Source organism: Brevibacillus laterosporus (genome assembly GCA_007833815.1).
Lineage (GTDB): Bacteria > Bacillota > Bacilli > Brevibacillales > Brevibacillaceae > Brevibacillus_B > Brevibacillus_B laterosporus_D.
Genome location: CP033464.1, coordinates 3,766,345 through 3,788,441 on the forward strand (window position 1 = coordinate 3,766,345; position 22,097 = coordinate 3,788,441).

General features: G+C 50.1%; 2 protein-coding genes. Both read right to left on the minus strand.

The annotated features are described in order from the left end of the window. Nucleotide 1 precedes the first annotated feature (1 nt). Complete coding sequence (locus tag EEL30_18915; protein ID QDX94173.1) at nucleotides 2-14,299, minus strand: amino acid adenylation domain-containing protein; 14,298 nt, start codon at nucleotides 14,297-14,299, stop codon at nucleotides 2-4. 135 nt (nucleotides 14,300-14,434) lie between these two features. Further along, entirely contained in the window at nucleotides 14,435-22,090 is a 7,656-nt protein-coding gene (locus EEL30_18920) for an amino acid adenylation domain-containing protein (protein ID QDX94174.1), read from the minus strand. Between the last annotated feature and the right edge of the window lie 7 nt (nucleotides 22,091-22,097).

Consider the following 22,097-nt stretch of genomic DNA (forward strand, 5'->3'; position numbering starts at 1 on the left):
ATTAATTTCTGGATCTAACTACTCGACCTGTGATGGACTTGCGACAATTGGCTGCACCACATCCGCATTCGAACTGGCGGAACAGGTCGTCTTCAGTGGTTTCATAGTCCATGGTGATGTAGTTACCCGGCTTGATTTCTTTGACAGCTATGAATACCTGAGTGTCCATGTCAACCACAGTGTTAGGATCGCAGGAGTGAAGTACTTTTCCCATGCAGTATGGATCTTCCACATAGAGACCCGAACGTTTTTGCAGAGTGTACAGAGTTTGATGGGAAAGTTGCGGTCCATCGAAACGGAAGACTACGTCGCCTGGTTGGATGACTGTCTTGGAGATCACACCGTCACCAAATTCTGCTCTATTGATAACCTCTACTCTATCTTTAGTTGGTTCAAACGGGTGGTACGGAACGGTCTCAGGATAGATGCGGTCCGTTGATGGAGGTGCGAGTTCCGGTGCCATCGCTATTGCGATTTCGGAGGTTGCCACTCTCCATTCATTTTTAACAGCCTGTTTGTCTTTAATGGTAATCCCCACCTCTTCAAATTTTGCTTGCACATTGTACAAGAGTTCATCAAGCAACGACAAGTAATCTTGCGCCATCTCTTCAATGGTCGACTGATTGAACAGTTCAACGCTGTAACCGAAGGAGAAATGGATGAAGTCGTGTTTTTCAATCGCTTCCAGATAGATGTCGTATTCGCAAATTTTGAATTCAAATGGATGCGGTACGACGTGAAGACCTTCGAATTCGATATCGCTCATCTCGTAGTTGAGCATGGAAAATACTGCGTCAAAGAGTGGAGTGCGGTTCTCGGATTTAGGAAGCGCTAGTTTTTCCGTTATCATTTCGAATGGATAGAGTTGATTCTCATAGCATTGAACGATATTCTCTTTGACGTCGGTGAGGAAGTCCTGGAAGTTCAGGGTGCCCCGTGGATTGGCGCGGAAGGCCAAGGTGTTGATAAATAGACCGATCATCTTACTGAATTCTTCACGCGGTCTTCCTGCTTGCCATGTACCCACTACGATATCTTCTTGTCCGGTGTACTTTTGCAGAAGCACATAGAATGCGGACAAAAGGGTGATGTAGATAGTGACGCTGTGTGCTTCAGAGAATTCGTGAAGCAGCTTGGTACGTTCGGCATCGACTTGGAAGAAGATTTTTTCTCCATCGAACTGCTTTTGTTCGGGACGTGGGAAGTCGGTTGGGAGATTGAGTTGCGGGATGTCGCCACTAAAATACTCCAACCAGAATTGCTCCTGTCTCTGCCCCTCTTCGCTGTGCAGCCATGCATCCATCCAGTGCGTATACTCCTTGTATTGTGCGGTCAGCTCAGGTAGTTCGTGGTCGCCATAAAGCTGCATCAATTCGTCCATGAAAACGCTAAGAGAAGTGCCGTCGGAAATAATGTGGTGCATGTCGACGAACAACGTGTGCCGCTCCTCGCCGGAGCGGATCAGAACGGCGCGGAGCAGAGGGGCTTGATGGAATTCGAACGGCTGAATTTGGGCCTGTACGAGTTCCGTCACTTGCTCCTCCTCTGCTTCGATCATAGTGATGTCAAAGCAAAGCTCGTCGTGAACGACGAGTACTACATCACCATCGACTATATCAAAGGAGCTACGCAGCGATTCATGGCGATTGATCATGGTCTGGAATGCCTTGTGTAACAATTCTACATTCAGCTTGCCTTCGAACGTGACGGCGAAAGGAATGTTGTAGCTGATCTCCCCTGCGGCACGCTCGTAAGTGTAACGCTGGTATGGAGAGGCTTTATAGTACGGGCGTTTTTCCAGTAGCTCGAGCGCGGTGTAGGTTCCTGCATCTTGGCCTTTGATGTAGTCGGTCACCTCCCAAAGGATTGGAGTCTGGAACAGAACCTTCAGCGGGACCTTCACTCCGGTTTCTTTGTGCATCAGGGAGATCAGAGATGCGGCTTTGAGCGAGTGACCTCCTAGTTCAAAGAAGTTGTCTTCTCGTCCGACGCGGCTTGCACCGAGTACTTCGGCCCAGATAACAGCCAGTTTCTCTTCCAGTTCACCCTGCGGTTCCACATAACGACTGGTAGTGAGTGCGGAAGCGTCTGGTTTTGGCAGGGCTTTGCGATCCACTTTGCCGTTGACGGTCATCGGGAACGTTTCGAGCGCAATAAAATAGGCTGGGATCATGAAGCTTGGCAACGCTTCGCCGATGTGTCTGCGCAACTCGCTGATGCTGAGTTCGCGGGTAGCTGTATAGTAAGCACAGAGAGCAGTGGTGCCAGCGTCGTCGCTAGCTATCACGAGGGCTTCGGTGATGGCATCGTGTTGTAGAAGGCGTGTCTCAACCTCCCCTAGCTCGATGCGGAAGCCTCGCACTTTTACCTGATGGTCGAGTCGGCCCAAATACTCCAGAGTGCCGTCATCGATCCAACGGGCCAGATCACCAGCACGATACATCGTCTGACCTGGTAAGAACTGATTGGGTACAAAACGCTCCGCTGTTAAATCTGGGCGATGGAGATAGCCACGTGCCACACCGTCGCCACCGACGTAAATCTCCCCTTTTACCCCTATTGGTACCGGTTGCTGGAATTCATCCAAAATGTAAACGGTGAGCGTCGGGATCGGCGTACCGATGTTGGACTGATTCTTGTTCATCTCGGATTGGGTAATTTCTTTGTAGGTGACGTGTACGGTGGTCTCTGTGATGCCATACATGTTAATGAGTTGGGTTGCCGGGTATTTCTCATGGAACTTGCGAAGCTGGATCGGTGCTAGAGCTTCACCGCCGAAAATCACGTAACGGATGGACAGGTCGCTCTCCTCTACTATCGCCTCTTCCTGAACTAGCGCGTAGAAAGCGGTTGGGGTCTGGTTAAGCACAGTCACCCGTTCCTGTTTGAGAAGCTGGATAAAATCTTTTGGCACACGAGCAATCTCTTTTGGTACTACAACAACACGGCCACCGTAGAAGAGAGCACCATACATCTCCCACACAGAGAAGTCAAAGCAGTAAGAGTGGAACATTGTCCAGACATCGTTTTCGTTAAAATCAAACATCATGCGGTCATTCTTCATCAGGCGGATGACATTGCGGTGTTCGATCATGACACCTTTTGGCTTGCCGGTGGAGCCAGAGGTGAAGATGATATACGCGAGGTCATCTGTTGTGGCGGTTGCCTGTGTCATCAGCTCGGCTGACTGTTTTTCCCACTCGTCTGGATGATCAAGGTTAATCGGTTGGACTTGCTCGGCAAAAACATCATAAATTCCAGCGTGATGCGATTCAGTGATGATCGTGTCCATACCTGTGTCCTCGACGATTGCTGCAATACGCTCTACTGGATATTCCGGATCGATTGGCACATAGGCTCCTCCAGCTTTCAAAATCGCCAGAATTGAAATAATCATGCGTTCAGATCGGTCCAAAAGCATTCCGATTAGCGGATTGCGCTGGTGCTGAGTCATCTGCATCAGACGGTTAGCGATTTGGTTGGCCTGCTCGTCCAGTTCCCGGTACGTGAGGTGTTTGTCGCCGTATGTGACAGCGATGCGGTCTGGTGTCAGACGCACCTGTTCCCCAATCAGACCATGGATCGTCGCTTCACGCGGATAGTCCGCATCAGTTTGGTTGAAGTCGTAGATAAGGTGTTGCTTCTCCGCTTCGTCTAACATGGTGAGTTGTCCCATCGACAGGTCTGGCTGTGCGATGGCTCCCATCAGCAATGCGATCAAATGGTGGGCCATACGTTCTATGGTGGCACGCTTGTACAGACTGGTGCGGTATTCCCACTCAAAGTAAAGTTTACCGTCACGCTCCAGCACCGATAATGTCAGGTCGAACTTAGCTGCGTTGTGCGTGTACTCGTATGATGTCATCGTGAGGCCCGGCATGGTACTGTCGGCAAACTCTATGTTCTGTACGGTCAGCATCGTATCAAATAGCGGATTTCGGTTACGGTCACGCTGAATGTCGAGTTTTTCGATCAGCTCTTCCAGCGGATATGTCTGGTGTTCATAAGCCTGTAGCACGTTAGTTTTCACTTCGCCCAAGAACTCGCGGAATGATTTAGACATCACAGGGTAGTTGCGCATAGCAATCGTGTTGACGAACATCCCCATCACGTTCTCTAGGTCAGCTTTTAAGCGTCCTGCTGTCGGTGTCCCGACGATGATATCGTCTTGACCGGTATAGCGGGCGAGGAACAGGTTATAGGCTGCCAGCATGGTCATATAGAGCGTTGCATTGGTCTCGCTTGAGAGAGTGAGCAACTGGGCTGTCTGTTGCTCGTCCAGCCCGAAGCGGATCACGTCACCTGCATAATCAGTGACGATCGGTCGGCTGTGGTCGGTCGGCATCTCCAGCACTGGAAGCTCACCGGCAAAGTTGTCAATCCAAAAACGTTCGTCCTCACCGCTGACTTGACTATGCTCCCGTTGCCATACGGCATAATCTTTGTACTGGATAGCGAGCGGCGGCAGTTCGTTCCCTTGATATAACTGATTAAGTTCGTGCAGGAACAGGTTAAGCGATGTCCCGTCGGAGATGATGTGATGCATATCGATCAAGAACACCTGCTGCTCGCTGGCCACGCGGAAGATGGTAGCGCGGATGAGCGGTGCTTTGCTCAGATCGAATGGTTGGATATAGTCAGTCAACGTGCGGCGCAGGGTTTCTTCATCGATTTCGACCAACGTCAGCGGGATACCCGCTTGATCGTGGATCAGTTGGATAACCTCTTCTCCCCTCATTTCAAAAGAGGTGCGGAATGCCTCATGACGCTGTACCAATGTATTAAGTGCGGATTGTAGCGCTGATAGGTCAAGCTCACCATCCAGTCGGACTATCAGCGGCATATTGTAGCTGATGCTAGCCCCTTCAAACTGGTTGATGAAATAAAGTCTTCGCTGGGCGGACGATGCCGGGTAATACTCGCGCTTCTCCACTGTTTGGATAGCTTGATAGGTCTTTTGATTGGCCTTGCTGATCGCGTGAGCCATCTCTTTGACCGTCTGATGGAGAAACACTTGCTGGAGGCTGAATTCTACTTCCAACTGTTTCTCAATACTTGCCGACAGCATCGTAGCGCGTAAGGAGTGACCGCCGCGGTCGAAGAAATTATCTTCGATGCCGATTCTTTCTACTCCAAGTACCTCGGACCAAATCTGGCAAAGTACTTTTTCGGTCGGGTTGGTCGGTGCCACGTACTGGTTGGCATACAGCTCCAATCTAGGTTCTGGTAGCGCACGGCGGTCGAGCTTGCCGTTCGGGGTGAATGGTATCACCTCAAGCACCATGAAGACTGATGGAATCATATACTCTGGCATACGGGCGGACAGGTGAGCCCGTAGTTCAGCGATACCAAGCTCAGAATGTGCAACGAAGTAGGCGCACAAGTAGGTTTGATCGTTTTGATCGCGTTTGACAAGGACAACAGCTTCTTTGACCTGTGGATGTTCTTTCATCTGCACGGCAATCTCGTCTGGCTCAATGCGGAAACCACGAATTTTTACAAGGTTGTCAGCGCGATCAAGGTAATCGATGTTACCGTCTGTAAGCCATTTGACCAAATCCCCTGTCTTGTACAAGCGTTCATCTGGGTTAAACGGATTTGGGATGAACTTCTCGTTAGTCAGGTCTTGACGGTTCAAATACCCTCGCACCAAGCCTTCTCCACCGATGTAGAGCTCGCCTGGAACACCGACTGGCACTAGATGTAGGTGCTTGTCTAACACATACAACTGGGTACGGCTGAGAGGTTGACCAATTGGTATTGAGCTGACATCCTCCTTGATCTCGGCGATGTGATAGTAGCTGGCAAAGACAGTGGTTTCTGTCGGTCCGTATATGTTGTAAAAACAGTTCGGACCGAGAAAATCAAGTGCTTTACGAGCTTGTTTGGGCGACATTTTTTCACCGCCGACAAACAATTTACGCACGTTGCCCAAGCACTCCAGGTTCACGTCGACTAAGGTATGAAACAGCGCAGTTGTCATGAATATCACACTGATCTGGTGAGTCGAGATCAGATAGGAAAGCGCATGGACATCGAGCATCTCGTGGCGCTTCATCATCACCAGTTTGGCCCCGTTCAAGAGCGCCCCATAGATATCGAAGGTGGAACCATCGAACACGTAGTTAGAAATTTGCAAAAGGCTGTCGGTGTGACTCAAATCGACATAGTTGGTATCCTTGACGACACGAATAATGTTGGCGTGCGTGGTGAGCGTCCCTTTTGGTTGACCTGTGGTTCCCGAGGTAAACATCACGTAGGCGAGATGTTGTGCGGTGAGGTCACCCGCTTTAGGATTGCTTACATCACTATGGTAAAGCAGCGTCGGGTCATCAAGATTGATCAACTCTTGGTCCAGATCATAGTTGCCGATCAGATGAGACTGGGACAACACCAGTCGGGCCTTAGTGTCACTAAGCATGAATCGGATGCGCTCGATTGGATACGCTGGGTCAATCGGCACATAGGCGCCTCCTGCTTTTAGTACGGCTAGCATGGCAACGATCATCACCGGTGCTCTGTCGATAATCAAACCTACTTTTTCCTCTGTTCCTACTCCTCTCGCTTGAAGAGCATGGGCAAGGCGGTTGGTTTGTTCGTTAAGCTGACGGTAGCTCCACTCCTGATCCTCGAATACCAGCGCAATCTTATCCGGATGCGCAGAGGCCTGCTTTTCAAACAATTGAGGAATGGTAGCTGTGATCGGTGCTTGCCCCCGTTCTGAATTAAACTCATCCAAAAGTTGGCGCTCCTCCTCTGCCGTAATCATTCGGATGTCGGCGATTGGCTTGTCCGCATGTTGCAGGGCATGGATGATCAGTTGGTTGAGGTGGTTAGCCATCCGCTCAATTGTTTCCCGCTTAAATAAGTGACTGCTGTATTCCCAGTTGAAGTAAATCTTGCCGTCTGCTTCGATGGCGAGCAACGTCAGATCGAACTTGGCCTTCTTCATCTCGTATGGAAGGGCGGTGATGGTCACGTCCGTGAGCTGAACAGATGCCAGTTCGAGGTTTTGCAGGGTAAACATCGTGTCAAACAGAGGGTTACGGCTCGTGTCACGGGCAAGTCCCAGCTTTTCGATCAGTTCTTCGAGCGGATAATCCTGATGTTCATAGGCTAACAGGACGTTTTCTCTTACCTCGGCAATAAACTGGCGGAAGGTCTTGGTCGCTTTTGGCTGGTTACGCAACGCCAGAGTGTTAACGAACATCCCCATCACCTGCTCAACATCGGCGTTCGGACGTCCGGCGATCGGTGTGCCGATACAGATGTCTTCTTGGTCAGTATATTTGGCAAGCAACATCTGATACAGCGCAAGCAAGGTCATAAAAAGGGTTACTTGTTCTTCATGGATGAACGAGTGTAGTTCAGCTGTCCACTCGGCAGGCAGTTCGGTCTGGAGAATCTCTCCATCAAACTGTTTGACCACAGAACGCGGGTAGTCGGTTTGAAACTCCAGCACCGGAACTTCATCAGCGAACTGATTCAGCCAGTAAGATTCCTTGGTGGCGAACGCTTGTGACTGACTGCGTTGTTGCTGCCAGATTGCGTAGTCTTTGTACTGAATGTGGAGTTCTGGCAACGCCGCGCCAGCGTAAAGCTTGCTGAATTCATCCATAAACAGGCTCATCGAGACACCGTCGGAAATGATATGGTGCATGTCAATCACAGCCACATAGGAATGGTCGCCCAGTTGGATCAGACGGGCACGCATCAGAGGGGCTTGCCCGAGATCAAATGGCTGGATTGCCTGCTTAATCAACTCGTCCTGCTCCTCTTTACTTGCTTGGATAAGCTCAAATGGTAGCCCTACAGTTGGCTGAATCCGTTGCACCACTTCCCCATCCACCACGGCAAAAGAGGTGCGTAGCGCTTCGTGACGTTGGATCAAGCTCTCAATCACACCCGTAAAGCGTGGAATGTTAAGAGGACCGTTGATTTCCAGCACAAGCGGCATGTTATACGCAATATCTACGCCAGAGAACTGGTTGACGACATACATACGTTTTTGCGTCGAAGAAGCTGGGTAATACTCGCTTGGCACGGCAGGTTGGATCGTTAATTCGTCTGAACTGTCCCCTCTCTTTTTCTCTTGCAGGGCTTGCTTCAGGCAGTCCGCAAGTTCTTGAAGCGTCGGTTTCTGGAAGAATGCTGTGAGTGGCACCTTCACCCCGAAATCCTTCTGGATGCGAGAGATTACAGTAGTCGCCCTAATCGAATGTCCGCCAAGCTCGAAGAAATGGTCGTTACGGCCGATGCGTTCAACCTTTAAAACGCTAATCCAAATGTCAGCCAGCGCCTGCTCCAGTTCGTTAATCGGTGCTTCAAAAGGGCGTTCTGTCAAAAGGGTGCTGTCTGGCTGCGGCAGGGCGCGTCGGTCTACTTTGCCATTGGCGGTGAGCGGCAGGCTATCCAATTGGATGAAGAACGTCGGAATCATGAACGTTGGCAACAGGTTATTCAGGTAATGACGAAGACCTGCAGTACTCATCTCTTCTGCCGCCACGTAGTAGGCACAAAGATTGGTGTCGAAGGCGGTCACCACAGCTTCTTTCACCGCAGGATACTGGAGTAGTCTGGTCTCGATCTCCCCCAGTTCGATGCGGTAGCCCCGTATTTTTACCTGCTGGTCGATCCGCCCAAGGAACTCGAGCTGTCCATCTTGGTTTATTCGCACGAGGTCGCCGGTACGATAGATGGTCTGCTCTGGAAGGAGCGGATGCGGTACGAATTTTTCTGCAGTCAAATCTGAGCGGTTGAGATAGCCACAAGCCAGTCCCGTTCCACCTATGCAGAGTTCGCCCGGTACTCCGATTGGTTGCAGTTGACCGTGTGAGTTGAGCACGAACACGTGAACGTTCTGGATAGGGCGACCGATCGGCAGGTTATTGGATGCCTTGGTTAGTGTAGTAGATGTCGCAACGACAGTATTTTCAGTCGGGCCGTAGTTGTTGACGAGTCGGTATGACCTTGGAGTAAAGGTCTTAAGCTTGTCGCCACCAGTCAAAAGTACGCGCAGTGAGCGGTTATCTAGCTCTTGGAATGACTCACACAATTGGGTCGGCAAGAAGCTTATGGTGATGCCATGTGTTTCGAAATAAAGATTAAGCTGTTCCACATCAAGGCGGATGTCATCAGGAATGATGTGCAGGGTAGCTCCTGTGACCAATGTTGGGAAAATTTCCCAAACTGAGGCATCAAAGCCGAAACCTGCATATTTGGTTGTATGATCGGCTTCCGTCAGCTCGAAGTCGGTTTGATGCCACAAACAAAGATTGACGAGTGAATGGTGCTCGATCATGACCCCTTTTGGCTGTCCAGTGGAGCCTGAGGTATAGATGACATAGGCCAGACTGTCTGGCTTGACAATCGCTTCGAGTGATTCAACGGTCTTTGTTTGATACAGTCTGTCATCTGTAAGGAACAGGGTCTCTCCTGTGTATGTCCACTCCCCTACTGTTGCTACGCTGTCCGTATTGCGGTGGATGAGCAAGAGTTTGGCTTTGCTGTCGGTTAGCATGTATTCGATACGTTCTGCTGGATACTCAGGGTCGATCGGCAAAAAGGCTGCTCCCGCTTTAATAATCGCGATCAATCCAATGATCATTTCCAGTGAGCGGTCACTGATGATGGCGACGATGTCTTCATGTCCCACACCTTTTGCACGCAAGGTCTGCGCGAGGCGGTTGGCTTTTTCATCCAATTCGCGATAAGTCAGTTGCTGATCACCGTATACCACAGCGATCTGCTCTGGCATAGCGCCTGCTTTTTGTTCGAACAGCTTCTGCACAGTGATGTCTTGGGGGATGCTCGTGAATGTGTTGTTAACTCCTGTGAGCAGGTGTTCTTTTTCAGCATCGGTCATCATGTCAATGTCGATCAGCTTGATATCCGGTTGCGCAATCACTTGATTGAGAATGCACAGATAATGTTGGGTCATCCGCTCTATCGTCTCATGACGGAACAGTTGGGTCCGGTACTCCCAGTCAAACACAATTTTGCCTTCGCGTTCAGCTGCTACCACGGTCATGTCGAATTTGGCTATATCATGAGTGAATTCATAGGAGCTCATTGCCAGATTAGCCATCGGGAAGGCGGAAACATCGATATTCTGTACGGAGAACATGACGTCAAAAAGCGGATTGCGGCTAACGTCACGCTGAACATCCAGCTTTTCGATCAGTGTCTCAAGTGGGTAATCCTGATTTTCGAACGCTTTGAGGCTGTTCGCTTGGACTTCGCTCAGGAATTGGCCGAACGTCGCGTCAGTCACAAGTTGGCTGCGCATCGCAAGCGTGTTGACGAACATCCCCATCACATGTTCTAGTTCAGCCAGTTGGCGTCCGGCAATCGGGGTACCAATGACAATATCATTTTGGTCGCTGTATTTGTGAAGTAGGACATTAAGTGCGGCCAGCAGGGTCATATACAAGGTACTACCCTGTTCGTTGCAGTAAGTCAGCAAACGCTCACTCTGGCTTTCGTTGAGTTCGAATTCGATGCGCGCACCCGCGAACTCTTGAACAGTCGGGCGCGGGAAGTCAGTCGCAAGCTCCAGCACAGGAATGTCACCGCTGAAGGTGTCGAGCCAATATTTCTCCTGCGCCTTTGCTGCACCTCTTTGCATGATCGCTTGTTGCCAGACGGCATAATCTTTGTATTGAATCGAGAGCGGTGCCAATTCCACGCGGGCGTAGAGTTGAGCCAACTCATGTAGGAAAATGTTCATGGAAACACCGTCAGAGATGATGTGATGCATGTCGAGTACGAGCAGATGGTCTTGTTCCCCGATTCGGAAAAGTCCGACTCGTGCCAGTGGTGCCTGACTTAAATCAAAAGGTTGAATGAACGTGTCGACCTCTTTTTTCAGTAATTCTTCGGTGGCTTCGATATAGGAAAACGGCAATTCGGCTTCCTTATGAATCTGCTGCATCAACTCTTCGTCTACGGTGACAAAAGAAGTTCGGAGCGATTCATGACGATGGGTCAGTGTGCGGACGGCTTCTTGCAGGCGTTCGACATCAAGTGGTCCGTTGAGCCGCATCATCATCGGCATATTATAGGTTAGTTCCGCGCCGTCGAATTGGACGGTCACATATAGACGTTTCTGTGCTGAGGTCGACGGATAAAAGTCACGAGCTTCTGCTGGAACGAGTGGCGGTAAGGTACCCTCATCAGCCTCTGTGATGTAAGTCGCCATCTGCTCGACGGTCGGATGGCTGAACACTTCTTTGAGTGGATACTGGATGCCAAAGTGCTTGTTGATTCGAGAAACCAGCATTGTCGCTTTGAGAGAATGGCCGCCCCGTTCGAAAAAGTTATCGGTGATGCTCACTTGAGTAATACCTAGCACTTCGGCCCATATTTCTGCCAGTTGTTTCTGTGTTTCGTTCTTAGGTGCCACGTATTCGCTTCCACTGGCGATGGTCTCCGGCATCGGGAGTGATTTGTGGTCAACTTTGCCATTGACGGTCAGTGGGAGAGAATCGAGTGCTATATAATAGGAAGGAATCATGTAATCCGGCAGCTCTGCTGACATATGCCCACGCAGTTCGGTGGTACTCACTTCATCAGCTTGCACGTAGTACGCGCAAAGTGTTGCGTCGTCAGAAATTACCTGCACGGTTATGACCGCTTCATTTATCGCAGGGTGCTTACGTAGTTGAGCCTCGATTTCGCCAGGCTCGACACGATGACCGCGTACTTTGATCTGATTATCGACGCGACCGTGGAAAGTCAGGGTTCCTTCTTCCGTCCAACTGACAAGGTCACCCGTGCGGTACATGCGTTCATCCGGTTCGAACGGGCTCGCTACAAACTTCTCGGCTGTCAGATCAGGACGGTTGTGGTAGCCACGAGCAAGACCTACACCACAAACGCACAGTTCGCCAGGTATTCCGACAGGCTGGAGCTGGTCATCAGCGGTCAACACATAGGCACGAGTGTTGGCGATTGGACCACCAATGGTAATTGGCTTGTCTATTTGCATGTCGCGGGCAAATGTAGAGACGATCGCGTTCTCTGTTGGGCCGTATTCGTTGATCAACTCAATACGAGGGTTGAGTGATTGACTCTGACGGATGATGTTCTCTGTCAGTTTGTCGGCACCCAAGCAGATCAAGCGTAACGACTCGGTCTCTTCGGCGGTCATGCCGTCGATGATCGCTCTGTACATGACGGGCACGGTAATAAAGCTGGTTACGTTCCAGCGCAGGATATGACGCTTGATCGCCGCTGGGTCTTTGGCATCGTCGGGCGGCAAGATGACCGCTTTGGCTCCGGCGATCAATGGTGAGTATAGGCTAATGACGAACCCGTCGAACGCGAAGGAAAAGAGCTGCAACACACTGTCTTCTGTACAGAATCCGTACTCGCGGCTACGCCAATAGATTGTATTGACCACATTGCGGTGTTCAATCATAACCCCTTTTGGCTTGCCGGTGGTGCCGGACGTGTAGATCATATATGCAAGGTCAGATGGGGTATTTACTGACTCAAGCGGACTGTTGTCTGTATCGCAGGCAGTGATATCAATCAGGCCGTAAGATGCCACTTTTTCCCCAAGGGTAGCGCTAATGATTTCGCGCAGATGCGGTTGGGTCAGAATCAATTGAATATGGCTATCAGTCAGGATATATTCGATGCGCTCTTTTGGATATTCCGGGTCGATTGGTACATACGCGCCCCCTGCTTTGAGTATCGCAAAAAGTCCAATTATCATTTCCATAGAGCGTTCAGCCATAATCCCGATCAGTTGGTTAGGTGCCACTCCCTGTCTGCGTAATACGCGGGCTAACTGGTTCGCTTGGTCGTCTAGTTGTTGGTAGGTCAGGCTCTCGTCGTTGTACGCAAGCGCGATGGCATCCGGTGTGCGGGCTACCTGCTCTTCAAACAATTGATGCAAGGTTTTCTCTGCCGGAAAGTCTATTGTTGTGTTGTTAAAAGTGATAAGCAGCTTCTGCTTTTCCTCGGCGGTGAGCAACTCATAGGTGTTGACGGCTTGATGAGGTGTTGCAATCACTTGCTCTGTCAGCTTTGTTAGGTGAGCACCTATGCGCTCGATAAACGATTGGTCATATTTGTTCGCATTGTAGCTCAGGCGTACGGTGAACGGGTTGCCCGGAATCACGACGAGATGGAAATCATAGTTGGTCATCTCATGGGCATCCACTCCGACTATGGAAAAACCCATATCTTTGTCCAATTCCGTCTGATAGAGCCCTTGGTTATCTACGTGGTTCTGGAAACCGATGATGTGATTGAACAGGTCGCTCCCGAGTCCGGTGCTTGACTGGATATCGGCGATGGAGACGTATTCATAGGATTTGGCTTCCAATGCGTTTTGCTTCACCGTTTTGAGCAGTTGGCTAAACGTCTGCCCACTTACGCTTTTGATCCGCACAGGTACGGTATTGATAAAGAGACCGACGATCTGTTCCACACCTTCGATCTCAGAGGGACGACCTGAGACGACGGAACCAAAGACGACATCTGGCGTGTTGTTGTAGCGTTGGAGCAAAAGGCCCCAGATCGCTTGAAACACATTGTTGGTCGTGGTCTGGTGCTCGCGGGCGATACGGTGGATGCCCTCGCTCAACGCTTCCTCCAGATTGACCGTTACTTCCCTATAGCTGAATTCATAAGAGCCTGTGTGCTGCGGGGCGATAACCGCAGGTTTTTCATATGCGGAGAGGTAGTTATCCCAATAGGTAATCGCCTCAGTCTGGTCTTGTTTTTGTAGCCAATTGATGTAACTGCTGTATGGGGCCGTCTTTTCTTTGACTAGTGGCTGATCCATAACAAGCATTTTGTAGAAGCGGAAAAAATCTTGCATCACGATGCCAAAGCACCAACCATCCATCAAGATATGGTGGTGGCTCCAAACTAGTTGATACTCCTTCTCTCTGGTCTGAATCACACTAATACGCATCAGGACATCTTTGGAAAGATCAAAGCCTCTTTCTCGATCAGCCTGGAGCAAAGCCGCGATATGAGCGTTTTGTTCGTCGGAGGAAAGGTTTACAATATCGTGAAAGGTAACGGTGGTCGTGCGTTCTCTTAACACGACTTGGCGTGGACGCTGTAACTTTTCGTGGAGGAACAGCGTGCGGAAAATATCGTATTTGCTGATTAAATGGTTCAGGCTTTTTTCCACATAGCCAACGTTGAGGTCACCTTGGATGACCAGCCTCATCTGCTCAAAGTAAGCATGTTGCGCTTCACCAAGTAAGGAGTGGAAAAGCATGCCCTCTTGCATAGGTGATAAAGGATACACCTTTTCGATTTGGTTATTTTTCATGTCCGTTACTCCCCATTTTTTCTCCTAGATATGTATGAGTGAAAATAGTAAGGAAGGGATGTGTGAGCCGTAAGTCCATTCGGATAATAACAGCTCACACTTCCTCTTGTGCCTTGGTGGCGGCACGGCATTAGATTAGAGATTGTTGATAAAGTCTGCGATGTCGTCCAGCTCTTCGAAGGTCAGATCCTCATCACCTACATCACTTGGGGTGAGATCGGCGCCTTCTTTTTGCAGGCAGTGATTGATAATCGAGCGTAGATGGTGCATATAACGCTCCACTAGCTTGGTAATTGTGCTGTCTTGGTAGCGCTCTTGGCTATAGAGGATTTGAACGTGCAACTGTCTCTCATTTACACTTCCAATAATATCCAATTCATAACTACGTTTGCTGTTCGGACTGAACAGCGGTCCTTTAGGCATGTCTGATGGCTGGAACAATCCCTCTCCTTTGCTCTGCTCGAACTGACCGAGGTAGTTGAAACTAATCTCGGGCTGCAGGGTGAGTGCGGAGCCTTCGCGCTGGGCTGAACCTGCGAGATGCTTTAGGATGCCGTAGCCTATTCCTTTTTGCGGAACGATGCGTAGGGATTCTTTTATCGCCTTGATCTGATAGGAGAGATCATGGTCAGGACGGATAGTCAGATTGACAGGATACAAGGAAGTGAACCAACCTACTGTTCGACTGATGTTGATTTCCTTGATGATACCTTCGCGTCCGTGACCTTCGAGATCGACTAGCACGTGGCTTTCCCTTGTCCACTCGTGAATCGTGCGGGCCAGCGCGGTGAGCAACAGGTCGTTGATCTCGGTATGATAGGCTTGATGAGCATGCTTGAGAAGGTTATCCGTCTCTTCGCTTGTCAAACTGGCGGCCTGGCTCTGAAGGTTGCGCCAGAAATTGGTTCCATCCGCATGATCTTGTGGCAACGGCTGATTACTGATTGCTTCGAGCTCTTTCCAATAGTGCCACTCTTTGGCTATCGTTTTGCTGTCGGCATATTCCGTAAGGGCGCGGGCCCAATCCTGATAGGAATGCGTCTTGTCCGGAAGCTGGATGTCTTCGCCACGCTGGGCTTGGTGGTAGGCAGTCTGTAAGTCTTCCAGTATAATTCGCCAGGATACGCCGTCTACCACCAAGTGATGGATGGTAAGCAAAAGGTGGTCGCCCCAAGCAGTCTGGAACAGGATTGCTTTGAACAGGGGACCGTGTGTCAGATCAAGGCTCTGTTGCATACGGGTGGCTTCCGTCTCGATTCGTGAGGTCAAAACCGTCGCGTTGTTCACACCACGCAAGTCGATGATGTCAAGGATGAATTCTTTTCCTTCCGCCTCTCCGATGCTACTGTTGGTCTGTATGACACGACCGTCTGCTTCCATGTTGTAGACCATCCGCAACGCGTCATGATGTCCCATTAATTCTGTCAGAACGGTGCGAAGAATCTCTGCTTCTAATCCTGTTTGTGCATGCAACATCACCGATTGATTCCAGTGGTGCTGATTGGTCATCTGTTGAGCGAAGAACCACTGCTGGATCGGTGTCAGTGGAACCTCTCCCACTACTTCCCCTTGGGTCGCGGTGGTGCTCATCTGTTTGACATAGAGGCTGAGCTCTTCGATGGTCGGATAAAGAAAAATCTGCTTGATATCCGCCTTCAACTGATGATTGCTCAAGCGGGCCACAATCTGAATCGCGTTAATTGAGTCTCCGCCAAGGTCAAAGAAGTTATCCTGAATACCAATGCGCTCCACGCCCAGCACATCGGCAAATATTATCGTCAACAGTTCTTGCTTATCGTTAGTTGGAGCCACATACTGTTTGCCGGTCTGAGTCTCGGTATCAGGCAATGGCAAGGCTTTTCGATCGACTTTGCCATTGGTTGTCAACGGCAGTTTCGGCAACGTGATGTAGAACGTTGGAATCATATAGTCCGGTAGGTGTACGGCAAGGTATTTGCGCAGTTCACGATAATCGGGTGCGTCTTCGGCGACGATGTAGGCACAGAGGACTTTTTTGGTATCTAACTCCTTTGGCTCGACGATAGCCGTTTGGATTGCCTCGAAAGCATTGAGCCTGCTTTCGATCTCCCCCAGTTCGATGCGGTAGCCTCGAATTTTGACTTGGTGGTCTCCACGGCCTAGGAATTCAAGATTTCCGTCTGGAAGCCAACGGGCAATGTCGCCTGTGCAGTACATGCGTTCCCCTTCAGCAAACGGATTGGCCACGAACGCCGCATCAGTCAGGTCAGCCCGATTGAGATAACCACGTGCCAGACCACCCCCGGAGATACACAACTCACCTGGCACACCGATTGGTTGCAGTTTTCCGTGACGGTTGATCACATGGATACGTACATTTTGGGCGGGTTTTCCAATTGGGATATTTGGCAGAGCCTCGGTCACTTCGTAGTATGTTGCCAAAACAGTGTTTTCTGACGGACCATAGTTATTGATGAAACGGCAGGATTGCGGAATAAAGCGATTCAGTTTGTCGCCACCTGTGTTCATGATGCGCAAGCTCTGAGTCGGCCATTCCATGAACAACTCGAACATCTGAGTCGGTAGATAGCTCACCGTAATCTGATGGTGATCATAGTAGTGGTGCAAACGCTCAATATCATAGCGCACCTCATCACTCAACAGATGGAGCGTTGCCCCTGCAGTCAGGCTAGGGAAAATCTCCCAGATTGTCGCATCGAATCCAAAGCCAGCGTATTTGGTCATACGATCTTGCGGGGTCAATTCGTACTGCTCCTTGATCCCACAACAGAGATTGATCAGCGAATGGTGTTCGACCATCACCCCTTTTGGCTGCCCCGTAGAGCCGGAGGTAAAGATGACGTATGCCAGATTGGTGGAAGTAGTGACAGGCTCCAAATTAGTGGTCTCGCCCTGATACAGTGAAGTATCGGAAAGAGCCAAAATTTCCCCGTCAAAAGTCAACGAAAGTAGTGACTTCGTATGGGTCAACAGCCATTTGCTGTTCGCCTCTTTGACCATATAATTCATGCGCTCAACCGGATAATCTGGAGCAATCGGCAGGAACGCACCGCCGGCTTTGAGCACTGCGAGCAGTGCAACGACCATCTCCACGGAGTGGTCTGCGATGATGGCTACGATGCTTTCGGAACCAACGCCTATGGAGCGCAACTTGCGGGCCAGTTGATTTGCCTTTTCATTGAACTGCTGGTAGGTCAGCTGTTGCCACTCATCCACGAGTGCGATGTGATCAGGTCGTTCGATAGCCTGCTGTTCGATTAAGGCATGCACAAGTTGATCAATTGGATAGTCCGCTTGGGTGTCGTTAAAAGTAGTCAGTAATTGCTCGCGCTCCTCTGCCGTTACCATATCGATCTGAGCAATTGATCGATCCGGATCTAAGACTGCTTCGCTGATGATCTGGGTCAAATGCTCAGCCATGCGCTCGATGGTCTCTCGCTTGTAGAGGGAGGTGCTGTACTCCCAATCAAACACCAGTTCGCTATCCAACTCTGCAACCTGAACTGTCATGTCAAACTTCGCTACCTTGTACGGATAGGCGTAGTTGCTGACTGTTAAGCCCGGTAGGTTTTGCTTGGCAAACGCTATATTTTGCACCGCAAATGTCGTGTCAAACAACGGATTGCGGCTAAGGTCTCGACGCAGGTTGAGCTTGTCTATCAGTTCTTCGAGCGGATAGTCCTGATGCTCATAGGCATTAAGAAGGTTCTCTTTTACCTCGGTCACAAACGCTCGGAAACTCTTGTCAGCAGCTGGCTTGTTGCGCAGAGCCAAGGTGTTGACGAACATCCCGACCACTGGTTCCAGCTCAGCAAGTAGACGGCCAACGATAGGTGAGCCGACAATAATGTCTTCCTGATCAGTATATTTGGAAAGCAGCACGTTATACGCCGCGATCAGAGTCATAAACAATGTCACTTGGTTCTGCTCGCAGAAACGGTTAATCACCGCTGTCTGTTTTTCATCCAAGGTAAAGGTGTATCGGTCCCCCTCAAACTGTTGAACAGAACCGCGGGCATAGTCGGTTGGCATGTCGAGCACTGGTAATTCACCAGCAAAGGTATGGAGCCAGAACTCTTCCTGACGTGTAGCCTCTTTACCCTGCATCTTGGTCTGTTGCCATGACGCATAGTCTTTGTACTGAATGCGTAGAGCTGGCAGTTCTTGACCTTGATAGAGTTGGTTAAACTCTTGAACCAAGAGTTTCATGGATACACCGTCGGAGATGATGTGATGCATATCCACGACAAGCACGTAACGCGTATCGCTAGCACGGATGATTAGGCCACGCATAAGTGGTGCTTGGCTCAAATCAAATGGCTGGATGAATTGTTCGATGATCTCGTTCAGTTCTGCTTCGCTCGCCTCTGGTGCTTCAATCACCTCAAATGGTAGTTCTAAATTCTCATGTACCTGTTGCATCAGAGCGCCATCTACCATCGTAAATGAAGTTCGAAGTGACTCATGACGATCCACCAAGCTTCTCCAGACCGAGCAGGTACGCTGTGTGTCGAGAGATCCCTCAATGGAGAGCATCAACGGCATGTTGTAGCTGGTCCCCGCCCCTTCGAACTGTTGGATGACGTAAAGACGTTTTTGTGCGGATGTAGTAACATAATTTTCTTTATGGTCAACTGATTCGATTGCGACATATTCGCGTGTGGTAGCATTGCGGATATAATCAGCCATTTGACGGATCGTTGGATATTGAAACACCGCTTTGAGTGGGAAATGAATTTCTAGCTGCATAGCGATGCGTGATGCGAGCATGGTCGCTTTAATTGAATGACCGCCGATACTGAAAAAGTTGTCTTCCACTCCAACTCTCGCCTGCCCCAGAACTTCTCCCCACATCTCGGCAAGCGTGGACTCCAACTCATCTGATGGTGCGACATATTCGGTGCTACGGTGAAATTGTTCATCAATCTCAGGCAGTTGGTTGCGATCCACCTTGCCGTTTGGCGTGAGTGGCAGTTTTTCCATCTCAACAAAGTAGCTTGGAGTCATGTAGTCCGGCAGGTTTTGACCAAGTGACTGACGCAGTTCCTCTGGCTTCACCCCGTTAGCTACGTAATATGCGACGAGGTAGACAAGCCCGTGGGAGTCTTGGCGATCGATCACGATGGCGTCTTGCACCTTTGGATGTTGCAACAAAACATGAGTAACCTCGCCTGGCTCAATACGGTAGCCACGGATTTTGACCAGATGGTCGAGACGAGAGACGTATTCCAAGTTACCGTCCGAAAGCCACTTGACCACGTCACCAGTACGGTAGATACGCTCGCCTGATCGATACGGATGCGGAATGAATTTTTCTTCAGTCAGTTCGTCGCGGTCTAAATAACCGCGTACTAAGCCACCGCCCCCGATGCACAACTCACCTGGAACACCGATTGGCTGAAGGTTTTGATTTCGGTCAAGTACGAATAGTTGGGTCTGACTCACTGGTTTGCCGATAGGCACTGTGTGTGCGTCAGCTGATAGCTGCCCGACCGAATAGTACGTGGAATAGACCGTGTTTTCCGATGGACCGTAGAGATGAATGAGTCGGTTGGGTCCGAGATATTGTATCGCTCTGCGGACGTGGTGAACCGAGACTTTTTCCCCACCGAACAAAATCTTGTGCAGCGGAGCTATACAGCGCAAGTCCGCATCCACCACCGCATTGAACAGGGCTGTTGTCATCAGTGTCATGGTGACGCCATTCTCAGTGATGACCCGAGCCAGTTGGGTGACGTCCAGCATCTCTTCGCGCTTGATCAGCACCAGCCGAGCACCATTGAGCAATGCACCATAGACGTCGAAGATGGAGCCGTCAAAAATATAGTTGGACAGCTGCAAAATCCGGTCTTGCTCGCGGATGTTGACATAGTTGGGATTGACCACAGTCCTTAACACATTGGCATGAGTGGTCAGATTGCCTTTTGGCTTCCCTGTTGAGCCGGAAGTGTATTGGATGAACGCGAGACTTGGCCCGTTGGCCTGCTGCGGCAGATTGCTTGCATCCCCTTGGTAGAGCGCGTTGTCATCAAGTGGAATGGCTTCGACCAGCCATGGATACAGGTTAATCAGATGTGTCTGGGTCAATACAAGTTGGACATCGGCATCCTTTTGCAGGAACCCGATGCGGTCAGCTGGGAACTGAGGGTCCATGGGTAGATAGGCTCCGCCCGCTTTGAGTACGGCCAGCATGGCGACGATCATCTCGATGGAGCGGTCAAACACCAAGGCAACGGTACGCCCTCCTCGGATTCCCTTGGCTTGCAGATGACGGGCCAGTTGGTTGGCTTTTTCATTCAATTGTTGATAGGTCAACTGATCGTCGCCGAACACGACGGCGATGCTTTCTTTAAGCGATTCCGACCAGAATTCGAACACCTCGGCAATGCTTTGGGTGTACGGTGTATAGGATTGCTCTGGATTAAACTCGTTGAGTAGTCGTTGTTTTTCCTCATCGGTGACGATTTCGAGATGGTTGACTACAAGAGCAGGGTTATCGGTAATCTGTTCCATCACTTTGGTCAGATGCCCACTTATGCTTTGGATAAAATCAAGCGTAAACTTTTGCCCGTTATAAATAAACTTGACCAGCATTTGGTCACCGGATTGGGCTGCCAAGATATTGAAATCGTAGTTGGTCTGCTCGAACACCTCGATATCATGTATACGAAGGCCAATCTGTTGCTCCAACTCGTCAGTGCTGATGCGGGACGGATAGTTCTGATACGCCAGCAGATGGTCAAACAAGTTCTGCTGAAGACCGGACTGCTGCTGGATATCGGTAAGTGACACATAGTCGTATGCTTCGGAGCGGAGAGCTGCGCCTTTGACCTGTTGGAGCAGGTCTTCAAAAGTCAACCCCGCTTGCATCTTCACACGAACCGGGATCGAGTTGATAAACAGACCAACGATCCTCTCCACACCAGGGATGTCGGATGGACGGCCGGAGACAACTGCGCCGAACACAACGTCATTGGTATTGTTGTAACGTTGGAGCAGAATGCTCCAGACGGCTTGAAACACATGATTCATCGTAACCTGATAGCGGCGGGCAAGCCCGGTCAGCTTGGCCGTGAGCTCTGTCGGCAGGGTCACGAGGTGTTCCTGTGGTTGATAGCCACTCTCTGTCTGGGATGCCGGTATTTGGGGCGGTACGCTGACACGTTCTTCATAGCCGTAGAGATACTGGTTCCAGTAGGCCAATGCCTCTTCGCGATCCTGATTCTCCAGCCACTGAATATAGTGACTGTACGGCACCACAGCTTCTAACCTAATAGGAAGATTGTCATTCACCTGCTGATAGAGTTGGAAAAACTCTCCGAGGATGATCCCGAAGCACCAACCGTCCATCAAGATGTGGTGATAGCTCCAGATGACTTGATAAGTGTCATCCCCTGTCTTGAGTACAGACATACGGGTAAGCAAGTCACTGGTCAAATCGAATCCTTTTGCCTTGTCCTGTTGACAGAAAGCCTCCACTTGGGTGGCTTTTTCTGCATCGGGCAGAGACGAGATATCTTCGTAATGGATGGTCGTTGTGCGCTGTTGCAAGACGATTTGGAGCGGTTCCTCCAAATCCTCGCACATGAAAATCGTGCGCAGGATATCGTAACGCTCAATGAGCAAGTTGAGGCTTTTTTGGAAGGCGTCAAGGTTCAACGGTCCTTCCAACACGAAACGCATCTGCTCGAAGTAGGCGTGATGGTCGCGATCCAGTATGTGATGAAACAGCATCCCTTCTTGGAGAGGGGACAGCCGTTGGATCAGCTTAATCTCTGCATGTTCTCCCATTTGTTAC